Origin of the sequence: Pseudomonas sp. NFACC32-1, from assembly GCF_900101215.1 — a bacterium.
Lineage (GTDB): Bacteria > Pseudomonadota > Gammaproteobacteria > Pseudomonadales > Pseudomonadaceae > Aquipseudomonas.
In genome coordinates this window covers 143,657-155,594 of sequence record NZ_FMUL01000010.1, presented here as the reverse complement: position 1 = coordinate 155,594, position 11,938 = coordinate 143,657, and the positions used below count along the sequence as shown (strand labels likewise).

Here is an 11,938-nt window from a genome sequence, read left to right as displayed (position 1 = left end):
AATGTCGACAACCCTCACCCACGATCAATTGCTGCACGCCTACCAGGTCATGCGCACCATCCGCGCCTTCGAAGAGCGCCTGCACGTGGAATTCGCCACGGGCGAGATCCCTGGGTTCGTCCACCTGTATGCCGGCGAAGAAGCCTCGGCCGCCGGGGTCATGGCCCACCTGGGCGATGACGATTGCATCGCCTCCAATCACCGTGGCCATGGCCATTGCATCGCCAAGGGCGTGGACGTCTACGGGATGATGGCCGAGATCTACGGCAAGAAAACCGGCGTCTGCCAAGGCAAGGGCGGCTCGATGCACATCGCTGATTTCGAGAAAGGCATGCTCGGCGCCAATGGCATCGTCGGTGCCGGCGCGCCCCTGGTGGTGGGCGCGGCGCTGGCGGCCCGGCTCAAGGGCACCGACAGCGTCGCCGTGGTGTTCTTCGGCGATGGCGGCTCCAACGAGGGCGCGGTGTTCGAAGCCATGAACATGGCGTCGGTGTGGAACCTGCCGTGCCTGTTCATCGCGGAAAACAACGGCTATGCCGAAGCCACCGCGTCCAACTGGTCGGTGGCCTGCGATCACATCGCCGACCGCGCGGCCGGGTTCGGGATGCCGGGCGTGACCGTGGACGGCTTTGACTTCTTTGCCGTGCACGAAGCCGCCGGGGCCGCCATCGAGCGGGCCCGGGCCGGGGAAGGACCGTCGCTGATCGAGGTCAAGCTGACCCGTTACTACGGGCACTTCGAGGGCGATGCCCAGACTTATCGGGCACCCGATGAGGTCAAGCATTTTCGCGAAAACCAGGACTGCCTGATGCAGTTCCGCGAGCGCACCACCCGGGCCGGCTTGCTGTCGGCAGAGCAGTTGGACCAGATCGACAAGGAAGTGGAGCTGCTGATCGAGAACGCGGTGTACAAGGCCAAGTCCGATCCCAAGCCCACGGCCGCGGACCTGCTCACCGACGTGTACGTCTCCTATCCCTGAACGCCTTCCTCAAAACAAGAATAGAGAATCCCATCATGGCGAGAAAAATCAGCTACCAGCAGGCAATCAACGAGGCCCTGGCCCAGGAAATGCGTCGCGACGCCAGTGTCTTCATCATGGGCGAGGACGTGGCCGGCGGCGCCGGTGCGCCCGGTGAAAACGACGCCTGGGGCGGAGTGCTCGGCGTCACCAAGGGGCTTTACGACCAGTTTCCCGGACGCGTGCTGGATACCCCGCTGTCGGAAATCGGCTATGTCGGCGCCGCCGTCGGTGCCGCCACCTGCGGCGTGCGGCCGGTGTGCGAACTGATGTTCGTCGACTTCGCCGGTTGCTGCCTGGACCAGATCCTCAACCAGGCGGCGAAGTTTCGCTACATGTTCGGCGGCAAGGCCTCCACGCCCCTGGTGATCCGCACCATGGTGGGTGCCGGCTTGCGCGCCGCGGCCCAGCACTCGCAGATGCTCACCTCGCTGTGGACGCACATCCCGGGGCTGAAGGTGGTCTGCCCGTCATCACCCTACGACGCCAAGGGGCTGCTGATCCAGGCGATTCGCGACAACGACCCGGTGATCTTCTGCGAGCACAAATTGCTGTACGGCATGCAGGGCGAGGTGCCGCAAGAGCTCTACACCATTCCCTTTGGCGAAGCCAATTTCCTGCGCGATGGCAAGGACGTGACCCTGGTCTCCTATGGCCGCACGGTGAATATCGCCATGGATGCGGCCCGCAGCCTGGCCGGGCGGGGTATCGACTGCGAAGTCATCGACCTGCGCACCACCAGCCCGATGGACGAGGACAGCATCCTGGAAAGCGTGGAAAAGACCGGGCGGCTGGTGGTCATCGACGAGGCCAACCCGCGGTGCTCCATGGCCACCGATATCTCGGCACTGGTGGCGCAAAAAGCCTTCGGGGCGCTCAAAGCGCCGATTGAAATGGTCACCGCGCCCCACACGCCGGTGCCGTTCTCCGATGCCCTGGAAGACCTGTACATCCCCGATGCGGCGAAGATCGAAAGCGCCGTGCTCAATGTGATCGAGTGGAGCAAGCGCTGATGAGCCAGATTCATACCCTGACCATGCCCAAGTGGGGGCTGTCGATGACCGAGGGCCGGGTCGATGCCTGGCTCAAGGAAGAGGGCCAGGCCATCACCAAGGGCGACGAGGTGCTGGACGTGGAGACCGACAAGATCTCCAGCAGTGTCGAGGCCCCGTTTGGCGGTGTGTTGCGCCGGCAAGTCGCCCGCCAGGACGAAACCCTGCCGGTGGGCGCCTTGCTCGGCATCGTCGTGGAAGGCGAGGCCAGCGACGCCGAGATCGACGCGGTCATCGAGCAGTTCCAATCCAGCTTCGTGCCCGGTGACGCAGCCGATGAAGACAGCGGCCCGGCACCTCAGAAAGTCGAATTGGACGGCCGGGTGATTCGCTATTTCGAACGCGGCGAGGGCGGTGTGCCGTTGGTGCTGGTGCATGGTTTTGGCGGCGACTTGAACAACTGGCTGTTCAACCATGAAGCACTGGCCGTCGGGCGTCGGGTCATTGCCCTGGACCTGCCGGGCCATGGCGAATCGTCGAAAACCCTGCAACGTGGCGACCTGGACGAGCTGAGCGGCGTGGTGCTGGCCTTGCTCGATCACCTGGATATCAATGCTGTGCATCTGGTGGGCCATTCCATGGGCGGGGCGGTGTCGTTGAATGCCGCGCGCCTGATGCCCCAGCGGATACGGTCCTTGACCTTGATCGGCAGCGCCGGGCTGGGCACGCAGATCAATGGCAGCTACCTGCAGGGCTTCGTCGAGGCGGCCAACCGCAACGCCCTCAAGCCGTCACTGGTGCAACTGTTCTCCAATGCCGAGCTGGTCACGCGGCAGATGCTCGACGACATGCTCAAGTACAAGCGCCTGGAAGGCGTGGACGCAGCCCTGCGGCAACTGTCGGCGACGCTGTTCGCCGACGGCCGCCAGCAGGTGGACCTGCGCGAAGTGGTGCAGGCCGGCCATGTACCGACCCTGGTGATCTGGGGTAGCGACGACGCAATCATTCCGGCGGCCCACAGCGAAGGGCTGGCGGCGCGGGTCGAGGTGCTCGCCGGGCAGGGCCACATGGTGCAGATGGAAGCGGCCGAGCAGGTCAACCGGCTGATTCTCGAATTCGTTCAACAGAACTGATCAAGCGGGCGCCGACCGGGTCGTCGCCCCAAGCCTTGGAGGCACTATCATGAATGTTTCAATCACGCCTGCCCGCAGCATGCGCGCCGCCGTCTGGCACGGTCGCAACGATATCCGCGTCGAGGACGTACCGTTGCCGGTTTCGCCGCCCGCCGGCTGGGTGCAGATTCGGGTGCAGTGGTGCGGTATCTGTGGCTCCGACCTGCACGAATACGTGGCCGGGCCGGTGTTCATCCCGGTGGATGCACCGCATCCGCTGACCGGTATCAAGGGCCAGTGCATCCTTGGCCACGAGTTCTGCGGCGAAATCGTCGAACTGGGGGCCGGTGTGGAGGGTTTCAGTGTCGGCGAACCGGTGGCGGCCGATGCCTGCCAGCATTGCGGCACCTGCTATTACTGCACCCATGGGCTCTACAACATCTGTGAAAACCTGGCCTTCACCGGGTTGATGAACAACGGCGCATTCGCCGAGCTGGTCAATGTTCCCGCCAACCTGCTGTACAAGCTGCCCGCCGGATTCCCGGCCGAGGCCGGTGCGCTGATCGAACCGCTGGCGGTGGGCATGCACGCGGTGAAAAAGGCTGGCAGCCTGTTGGGGCAGAACGTGGTGGTGGTCGGCGCCGGAACCATCGGCTTGTGCACCATCATGTGTGCCAAGGCTGCCGGCGCGGCCCAGGTGATCGCCCTGGAAATGTCCAGCGCCCGCAAGGCCAAGGCCCTGGAAGTCGGGGCCAGCCACGTGATCGATCCCAACGAATGCGACGCCCTGGCCGAAGTGCGACGGTTGACCGGCGGCCTGGGGGCCGACGTCAGCTTCGAGTGCATCGGCAACAAGCACACCGCCAAGCTGGCCATCGACCTGATCCGCAAGGCCGGCAAATGTGTGCTGGTGGGGATCTTCGAGGAGCCGAGTTCATTCAACTTCTTTGAACTGGTCTCCACCGAGAAGCAGGTGCTCGGGGCGCTGGCCTACAACGGCGAGTTCGCCGACGTGATCGCCTTTATCGCCGACGGACGCCTGGACATCTCGCCCCTGGTGACCGGACGTATCCAGCTGGAGCAGATCGTTGGGCAGGGCTTCGAGGAACTGGTCAACAACAAGGAGCACAACGTGAAGATCATCGTGTCACCCGCACGGATCTGAGGGCGCCTGAGGTGGGGCGATTTGGCGATGGTCGGAGTGGCCATCGCCTTTTTTCAGGTATAGGCCAGCAGCCGGCCACAGCAGATCACCGCGAACCATAGCGCCATGGACAGCAGTGCCTGGATTCTGGCCAGGCCGGGTGCCTTGTGGCCGATATTCCATTGCTGGACGCCGCGGTAGGTTCCAACGTGGAACACCAGGGCGTTGAGGCCCGCCGTCGCGATCAGGCAGAGTTTGAGGACGAAGACGTCGTTGCCGGCAAAGTCATGGGGGTGCGCGCTGAACATCATCAGCCCGGCAGGCACGATGAGCAGCAGGGCCGCAAGGGCCCAGGTCAGCAGATGACGGGCCAGGGCGGTCACGGCGATGCCCTTGGACAACCCCAGGATGCGCAGGTCGAACATCACCACCGCGCCCACCAGCACCGAAAAGCCGATGATGTGCACGACTTCCACCAGCGGGTAGAGCCACAGCTCGCCGCGCATGGCCACCGCCAGGGATGAATCCGCCAGTTGGTCCATCCAGCCTTGGGTCGCACCCGCCGGGGAGGCCTGCATCAGCGCAACTCGGTGGTCTTGCCGTCGATGGTGATGCGTTCGGCGCGCAATTCGTCGGGTTTGTTGCGGTTTGCATAGCCGACCACGGTGGCCCGGTTACCCGCTTTGAGCCTGTCTTTGGTCAGGCCCCGATTCTCCATGCGCGACGGCGGGGCCAGCACGACGGTCCAGGTTTTGTCGGTGGTTTGCAGGCGCACGTAGCCGTGGGGATGGGAGTAACCGGATTCCTTGATGGTGCCGTCGAGTTGCAAGGGGGTGCTGGCGTCATATTCGCTCCAGCCGTGGTGAGCGAGTGCTGCCGTGGCCATCAGCATCGACGCCAAACCGATGCAGCGAAGGATAACGTTCATGGCAAGGTCTCCTGTGAGGGCGGTTCAACCCGGCAAGTAAGCGCGCCAGACCCGCCGTTCATCGAGCTGAAGCCGCTGTTCCTCGTCCTTGCGCAAGGGGCGGTCGCAATCGAGAAAGAACTCATCGAGTTGTGGCGGCTCGACATGGGTGGCGCTGAGCATGGTGTGGACCTGCCCACGATGATGGATCTGATGTTCGAACAGGTGCAACAGCAGCCGGTCGATTCGTTCGCGCACGACACCGTCGGCCCGGACCAGGTCGACGCAGCGGGCGAGGTCTGTTTGCCGCAGGGTTTCGCAGAACGCCACCAGCCGCTGGTCGGTCTGGGTCTGCTTATGCACCAGTGGGGCAAAGGCCAGGGTTTCGGAGAAATCCTTTATCTGGCCGTCTCGGTCGCCTTCCAGGGCGGTGAGGTAATAGCGGTCCACTTCCAGGATGTGGCAAAGCGTGGCTTGGATGGACGGGAAGAATCCCGTGCGCGGCGCGGCATAGTCAGCCTCGCTCAACTGCGCGCAGGTGCTGAGCAGCCGGTGATTGGCCCATTGGTTGTTCAGGGCCTGGGCCAGGAAATAGTTCATGGGCGGTCTCCCTGTGGTGTCCGCCACAGACATCGTGGGAGCGAGCTTGCTCGCGATGAAGGCGGCATATCCAGCATAGCCGGTTCAGGCCGACCGCTATCGCGAGCAAGCTCGCCCCCACAGTTTGAGTCCCATGCGCCCACTATCGTGTATTCACCATAGAACCCTGTGGGAGCGAGCCTGCTCGCGATGGCGGCGTCCCAGTCACCGCCAGTTGGCGCCATGCCCCGGGGTCAAAGCCCTACATCCGGTAACGCCGGCCGATTGGCCATGGCCTTGGCCATGATCTGTTCCACATACACCCGGTCCTCTTCCGGCAAGGCCAGGCGCGGTGGGCGGGTGAGGGCGCTGCCGCGACCGGCGATGGCTTCGCACAGCTTGATGCACTGCACCAGGTCGGCGCGGGCGTCCAGGTGCAGGATCGGCATCAGCCACTCGTAGATCGGCATCGCTTCGGCAAAGCGTCCGGCGCGGGCCAGCCGGAAGATGGTCTCGCCTTCCTTCGGGAACACATTGGACATCCCCGAGACCCAGCCTTCGGCCCCCACGGCGAGGCTTTCCAGCACCACGTCGTCAAGGCCGGCGAACAGCACGAAGCGGTCTCCCACCTCATTGCGCACATCGATGAAGCGCCGGGTGTCGCCGGAGGAATCCTTGAAGCACACCACGTTGTCGCAGTCGGCCAGGGAGATCAGGATGTCCGGCGTCACGTCGTTCTTATAGATCGGCGGGTTGTTATAGACCATCAGCGGTACGTCGGCATGCCGGGCCACATAGCGGAAGTGTTCGGCGGTTTCGAACGGCTTGGAGCCGTAGACCAGCGCCGGCATCAGCATCACCCCGTCGACCCCGACCTTGCGCACCGCGTTGGCGACCTTGGCCGCCTGCACGCTGGTGAACTCGGCTACGCCGCAGATCACCGGGACCCGGCCACGGGAGGCGTCCACCGCCACTTCGGTCACGGCGATCTTCTCCTCGGCGCTCAGGGAGGTGTTCTCGCCCACCGAGCCGCAGACCACCAGGCCGGATACGCCGTCGCGGATAACATTGGAAATCACTTGGTGGGTCTTTTCCAGGTTGATGGAAAAGTCTTCGTTGAATTGAGTGGTGACAGCGGGGAATACGCCGCTCCAGTTGATGCGTTTGCTCATGGGTTGTCTCCGGTGGTTAGCGGTATGTGGCAAGAGGACTTGCACAATCGGAAAATCATGCGCCAGGCCAGGTATCTGAAAGCCGATAGCCTTGTGGCCACGGATCGGCCGGGTCGAGCAACAGCTGATGGGTCCCGGTGATCCATGCCCGTCCGGCGATGCACGGGTAAATCGCCGGGCGTCCGGCCACGTCGATCAGTGAGTCGATGCGGCAGTGGAATTCGGAGCCGATGATCGAGCGGCCGATAAATCGCTCGCCCACCTGCATCAAGCCCTTGGCGTGCAGCACCGCCATGCGTGCCGAGCAGCCGGTGCCGGTGGGGGAGCGGTCGATCTTGCCGGGCTGGATCACCACGGCGTTGGCGCCAGTGGCAATGCCGTTCTCCTGGACGATGGGCGCGGCGATCTGGCAGAACGAGATGTGTGACCAGTCAGGATTCAACGGGTGCACGAAGCCCAGTTGTTCGTTGGCGGCGCGGGTGATCTTCAAGCCCACGGCCACCAGCTCGGCGGCTTCCTCGGGGCGAATGGCAAAGCCCAGGCGTTGGGCGTCGACGATGACGAAGCTGTCGCCGCCATAAGCGGTGTCCACTTGCAGGGAGCCCAGGCCTTCGACTTCGATCCAGGCATCGAGGCGGTCGGCGAAGGAGGGCACGTTCTTGATCTCGACCCGTTGCACCTTGCCGTCGCGGCAGTCGGCCACCGCTTCGATCAGGCCGCCAGGGGCCTCCAGTACCAGGCGGGTCCGGGGCTCGGTCATGGGCAGGATGCCGCTGTCCAGCAACACGGTGGCGACGCACAGCGAGTTGGAGCCGGACATCGGCGGGGTGTCGGCCGGCTCCATGATGATCCAGGCCATCTGCGCCCGCGGGTCCTTGGCCGGCACCAGCAAGTTGACGTGGCGGAACACACCGCCACGGGGCTCGTTGAGGACGAAGTTGCGCAGGGTCTGGTCCCGGGCGATCCAGCGTGACTGCTCCCACACCGTGGCACCGGGTGGTGGGGCGACGCCGCCGACGATGACATCGCCGACTTCGCCTTCGGCGTGGCAACTGACTACATGGATGATTTTCGATGAGCGCATGGATCAAATCCTTGTGTTGTCTGGCTGGGTTTCATCGCGAGCAAGCTGGCTCCCAAAAGGGGGGGCTGTCGTGTACACAAAACAGTGTGGGAGCGAGCTCGCTCGCGACAGGGCCATCCGCTATTTCACCGACTTGAGAAACGCCGCCGTCTCCGGCTGCACCGGATTGCCGATCACCTGGTCCGGCGGTCCGATTTCATGGACCCGGCCGTTGCAGAAGAACGCCACCCGGTCGGACACGTCCCGGGCAAAACGGATTTCGTGGGTCACCAGCACCATGGTCATGCCGTCTTCGGCGAGCATGCGCATGGTGTCCAGCACTTCACCCACCAGCTGCGGGTCCAGGGCCGAGGTGGCTTCGTCGAAAAGCATGTAGTCCGGCGACATGGCCAGGGCCCGGGCGATGGCCATGCGCTGTTGCTGACCGCCGGAAAGCTTGCCCGGAAACGTCTTGAGCTTGTCCCCCAGGCCCACGTGTTCGAGTTGGCGAACCGCCAGGGCCTCGGCGTCCTGCCTGCTCTTGCCCAGTACCTTGCGCGGGGCCAGCATGACGTTTTCCAGCACGGTCAGGTGGGGGAAGGCGTTCCATTGCTGGAAGACGATGCCGATCTTGCGCCGCAGGCGGTTGAGGTCGGTGGACGGGGCATGGACCTCGACGCCGTCCACGCGGATGCTGCCTTTCTGGATCGGTTCCAGGCCGTTGATGCACATCAGCAAGGTCGACTTGCCGGAGCCCGAGCCGCCGATGATCGACACCACTTCGCCTTTGTCCACCGTCAGGCTCACCCCCTTGACCACTTCCAGGTGGCCGAAGGATTTGTGTACGTTTTCGATCTCAATCATTTTCCTGCCACCTTCTTTCCAGGCGTGCGCCAAGGCGGGCGACCACCAGGCTCATGACGTAGTAGATGAGGCCCGCGATGCACAGCACCAGCAGGGGTTCCTGAATGCGCGTGACGATGGTCTGGGAGGCCCGCAGCAGTTCGACGATGCCGATCCACATCACCAGGGCGGTGTCTTTCATGACCCCGAGCACCAGGTTCAGCCAGCCGGGAAACGCGACCCGCGTGGCGATGGGCAGGACGATGAAGCGCAGGTCCTGCAGGTAGCTCAGGCCCAGTGAACGGCTGGCCCGCCGAGTGCTGAGGGGCACCGCCAGCACGCCGCCGCGCACGATTTCGGTGAAGTACGCCGCGGCGTAGATCCCGAGCACGATGCAGCCGACTGCGAACGCGCTGAGGTCCAGGCCGGCGATGCTCTTGAGGGAGTTGAACAGCACGAACTGGATCAGCAACGGTACGCTGCGAAACACGTCCAGCACCCAGGCCAGCGGCAGGCTGGCCCGGGGCATCAGCGCGCGCAGCAGGCCGAACAGCAGCCCGGCCAGGGTGCCCAGCAGGATCGACCAAGCGGTCAACTGCACTGTGACCCAGGCGCCGTCGAGCAGGAACAGCAGGTCGTTGAGCGTGAGGCTGGTGGCGAACATGACGAACCCTCAATAGCGGAACAGACGCCAGGACAGCAGCCGGGCCAATCCGACGATCGCCTTGGCGATCAGGTAATACAGCAGCGCCGCAAGGGCGAAGTACTCGAAGGTCCGGAACGTCTTGACGTTGTATTCCTGGGTCACGCCGGTGAGGTCGTTGTTCAAGCCGACGACCACGCCCAGGGAGGTCATCAGCACCGCCCAGACCATCTGGTTGGTAAGCGGGTAGAACACGATGCGCAACAACTGCGGGACGATGATCATCCGGTAGGCCTGGGACGCGCTCATGCCCAGGGAGCGGGCCGCGCGCATCTGCGTATCGGGTACCGCCCTGAGGCCGCCGCGCAGGTTTTCCGCCAGGTAGCCGGCGTTGTTGAAGGTGATCCCGGCCAGCAGCGCCAGCCATGAGCTGACATGCAGGCCGAGGGAGCCGAGGCCGAAGTAGAGGATGTAGATCTGGAACAGCGAGGGCGTGTTGCGGGCGATGGACACCCAGCCATTGCCCACGCCCCGCAGCAGAGGGTTGCGCGCCTGGCGCATCACGGTCAGGACCAGGGCGATCAGCACGCCGAAGATCATCGACAGGGCGGCGGTCTCGAACGTCACCCAGGCGCCGGCGAGCATGTCGGGCAGGGCCCGCAGGGCGGGGCGCCATTGGAAGCTGTAGTCAAACATGGGGGCGGGATCCTCGGCCAGTGGCAGGTTGCAGCCAGCGCGGCGGCTGTCCGCCGGTGGCGGCGGTGCAGGCTGCCTCGACGCATTCGGCCAGGCTGGCGAAGTGCACGCCGCGTCCCACCAGGCCTGGCGCGTAATGGGCGTATTTGCCGGAATTGGTCATCAACGTGGTGGCCCGTGGCGGGATGACGGGTTCGCCCAGCATGCACCAGCAGGTATCGGTGACCAGCGTTGCGCCAAAGGCCTCCAGGGGCTCGATATGCCCCGCGGCCCGGGCCTGTTCCAGCACGGTGCGGCCGCAGGTGATCGCCAGCACCACGTGCGGATGTTTGCGGCGTCCCGCGCACAGCGCCGCCAGTGCGGCGAACTCACTGAGGGAAAAATGCGGGTTGCCCAGGGACACCACATCCACGTGGTTGTCCCTGGCGTTGTTCAGCTCGCGCCAACTGGCAAGCAGGCCGGCGATGGCCACGGTTTCCAGCGGCAAGGCCTGATCCCATGCGTCGGGGTCCAACGCTTGCGGGGTCACCCCGGCGATATGGAACAGCGGCGCGGCGCTGGTGGTGGCGAACGCGGCGCCGAAGGCCTTGAGGTTGTCCAATGTCGGAGCGGCATTTTGCAGGCCACGAATCAACGGGATTCGCCGGCCCGCCAGGTGGCCGATGTGATAGCCCAAAAGCGGATAGAAGCTGTCGTCGGCGACCTCCATGGCCGGCACGTCGATGATCAGTTGAGCCTCGCGCTGGGCGTCGAGATGACAGCCGGACAACGGCGCGCGGCCGCACAGGGCGATGCAGATGTCGAGGAAATCCGGGTACTTCTGAGTGCGGGCGCCCAGCACGCTGTTGGCGTAGACCACTGCGTTGGACTCGGCCCAGACGATCTGCTCGCCGACCTTGGGAGCGGTGTCCAGCAGGTAGGGTGCGCAGGTGAAGCTCAATTGCGCGCCCATTGCCATGTAGGCATCCCCCAGGGCGCTGGCCGGCTCGCCCAGCGCCGGATCGACCCCCAGTTCTCGCCAGCGGCGCTGGTCCACGGAAATGGCATTGAGGGTGGTGGGGATGCAGACCTTTGCCCCCCACTGCACCAGTTGCTCGGCGAAGCGCAGGCTCGCCGGGCCTGTGTAGATGCAACCGTCGATGTGGGCCTGGGTCACGTCCAGCAGTTGTGTGGCAGCCTGGATCCCGGCCATGTGCAGCACGATCTGCATCGCCACCTGGGCGGCCTTGCCGTGGGTGCCATCGAGCAAGGCCCGGTCCCGTTCGGTGAGCTGGATGTGCGTCGGTGTGCAGGACGGCGTAAATCCCTCGCGGCCTTGCCAGCCATCGTCGGGACGACGGCCGGACAGGGTCAGGCGGTTGTCTTCGACACGCACGAAACCCTGGCCCCGCAAGCGCTCGAACGCTTCGCGTCCAACGCAGACCACGGGCAATGAACGCTGGAAGATCACCTGCGCCACCAGTACGCCCAAGGCCAGGATCTCGTCCACCTCGGCAAGCACCAGGGCGGCGGGGGCATGACCGTTGCTGATCAGTTCCATCAACACGCTGCTGCCGGTGCAGGAGCCGCGTCCGCCGGGAATCGCCAGCACGCGCCCGGCCAGGCGCTCGCCGCTCAGCGGATGATGGCGGTCGATGACCTCGCCGCTGGCCGGGTCGACACCGCCCCAGAAACTCAGGCCCACGTCGGCGAAGAGCAGGGTGCCCTGAGCGGCTCCCTCCACCAGGCAACGTCCTTCGATGCGCACAGGCGTGCTTGGCATGCGCCGC

13 protein-coding genes are annotated in these 11,938 nt (G+C 64.7%); 4 read left to right on the top strand and 9 right to left on the bottom strand.

Annotated features, from left to right (window positions below; genetic code table 11):
* The first annotated feature begins 1 nt into the window (after nucleotide 1).
* The 4 genes from BLP99_RS16845 (at nucleotide 2) to BLP99_RS16830 (ending at nucleotide 4,287) form a co-directional block, all read left to right on the top strand.
* Nucleotides 2-979: a thiamine pyrophosphate-dependent dehydrogenase E1 component subunit alpha gene (locus BLP99_RS16845; protein ID WP_072391327.1), complete on the top strand. Its 978-nt coding sequence runs from the start codon at nucleotides 2-4 to the stop codon at nucleotides 977-979.
* A gap of 35 nt (nucleotides 980-1,014) precedes the next feature.
* A complete protein-coding gene (locus tag BLP99_RS16840; protein WP_072391330.1) occupies nucleotides 1,015-2,031 on the top strand; it encodes an alpha-ketoacid dehydrogenase subunit beta in 1,017 nt (338 codons plus the stop codon).
* Nucleotides 2,031-3,143 (top strand): acetoin dehydrogenase dihydrolipoyllysine-residue acetyltransferase subunit, encoded by a 1,113-nt coding sequence (locus BLP99_RS16835; protein WP_072458813.1) that lies wholly within the window; start codon nucleotides 2,031-2,033, stop codon nucleotides 3,141-3,143. The genes BLP99_RS16840 and BLP99_RS16835 overlap by 1 nt, the downstream gene beginning before the upstream one ends.
* Nucleotides 3,144-3,222: 79 nt before the next feature.
* Nucleotides 3,223-4,287, top strand: a complete 1,065-nt coding sequence (locus tag BLP99_RS16830) for a 2,3-butanediol dehydrogenase (protein WP_231991144.1) — start codon at nucleotides 3,223-3,225, stop codon at nucleotides 4,285-4,287.
* 53 nt (nucleotides 4,288-4,340) lie between these two features.
* Here the strand turns inward: BLP99_RS16830 and BLP99_RS16825 are convergent, their stop codons facing one another.
* From BLP99_RS16825 to lhpI, 9 genes are all read right to left on the bottom strand, one after another.
* The gene (locus tag BLP99_RS16825) at nucleotides 4,341-4,844 is read right to left on the bottom strand and encodes a DUF6644 family protein (protein WP_072391340.1); all 504 of its coding nucleotides are present in this window, start codon (nucleotides 4,842-4,844) and stop codon (nucleotides 4,341-4,343) included.
* Nucleotides 4,844-5,194: a DUF6152 family protein gene (locus tag BLP99_RS16820; protein ID WP_092181103.1), complete on the bottom strand. Its 351-nt coding sequence runs from the start codon at nucleotides 5,192-5,194 to the stop codon at nucleotides 4,844-4,846. Before BLP99_RS16820 ends, BLP99_RS16825 begins: the two co-directional genes overlap by 1 nt.
* Nucleotides 5,195-5,218: 24 nt before the next feature.
* The gene (locus BLP99_RS16815; RefSeq protein WP_092181100.1) at nucleotides 5,219-5,773 is read right to left on the bottom strand and encodes a DinB family protein; all 555 of its coding nucleotides are present in this window, start codon (nucleotides 5,771-5,773) and stop codon (nucleotides 5,219-5,221) included.
* A 233-nt stretch (nucleotides 5,774-6,006) separates the two neighbouring features.
* Complete coding sequence (locus BLP99_RS16810; RefSeq protein WP_072431051.1) at nucleotides 6,007-6,924, bottom strand: dihydrodipicolinate synthase family protein; 918 nt, start codon at nucleotides 6,922-6,924, stop codon at nucleotides 6,007-6,009.
* A gap of 55 nt (nucleotides 6,925-6,979) precedes the next feature.
* Nucleotides 6,980-8,008 carry a trans-3-hydroxy-L-proline dehydratase gene (locus tag BLP99_RS16805; RefSeq protein WP_092181097.1) on the bottom strand — a complete coding sequence of 343 codons (1,029 nt, stop codon included), beginning with the start codon at nucleotides 8,006-8,008 and terminating at the stop codon, nucleotides 6,980-6,982.
* 120 nt (nucleotides 8,009-8,128) lie between these two features.
* The gene (locus tag BLP99_RS16800) at nucleotides 8,129-8,851 is read right to left on the bottom strand and encodes an amino acid ABC transporter ATP-binding protein (RefSeq protein ID WP_072391355.1); all 723 of its coding nucleotides are present in this window, start codon (nucleotides 8,849-8,851) and stop codon (nucleotides 8,129-8,131) included.
* The gene (locus BLP99_RS16795; protein ID WP_072391358.1) at nucleotides 8,844-9,494 is read right to left on the bottom strand and encodes an amino acid ABC transporter permease; all 651 of its coding nucleotides are present in this window, start codon (nucleotides 9,492-9,494) and stop codon (nucleotides 8,844-8,846) included. The genes BLP99_RS16800 and BLP99_RS16795 overlap by 8 nt, the downstream gene beginning before the upstream one ends.
* A 9-nt stretch (nucleotides 9,495-9,503) precedes the next feature.
* Nucleotides 9,504-10,169, bottom strand: coding sequence for an amino acid ABC transporter permease (locus tag BLP99_RS16790; RefSeq protein WP_072458811.1), 666 nt, complete (start codon nucleotides 10,167-10,169; stop codon nucleotides 9,504-9,506).
* On the bottom strand, nucleotides 10,162-11,931 hold the full coding sequence (gene lhpI, locus BLP99_RS16785) for a cis-3-hydroxy-L-proline dehydratase (protein WP_072431048.1): 1,770 nt from the start codon (nucleotides 11,929-11,931) through the stop codon (nucleotides 10,162-10,164). The genes BLP99_RS16790 and lhpI overlap by 8 nt, the downstream gene beginning before the upstream one ends.
* Nucleotides 11,932-11,938 lie beyond the last annotated feature (7 nt).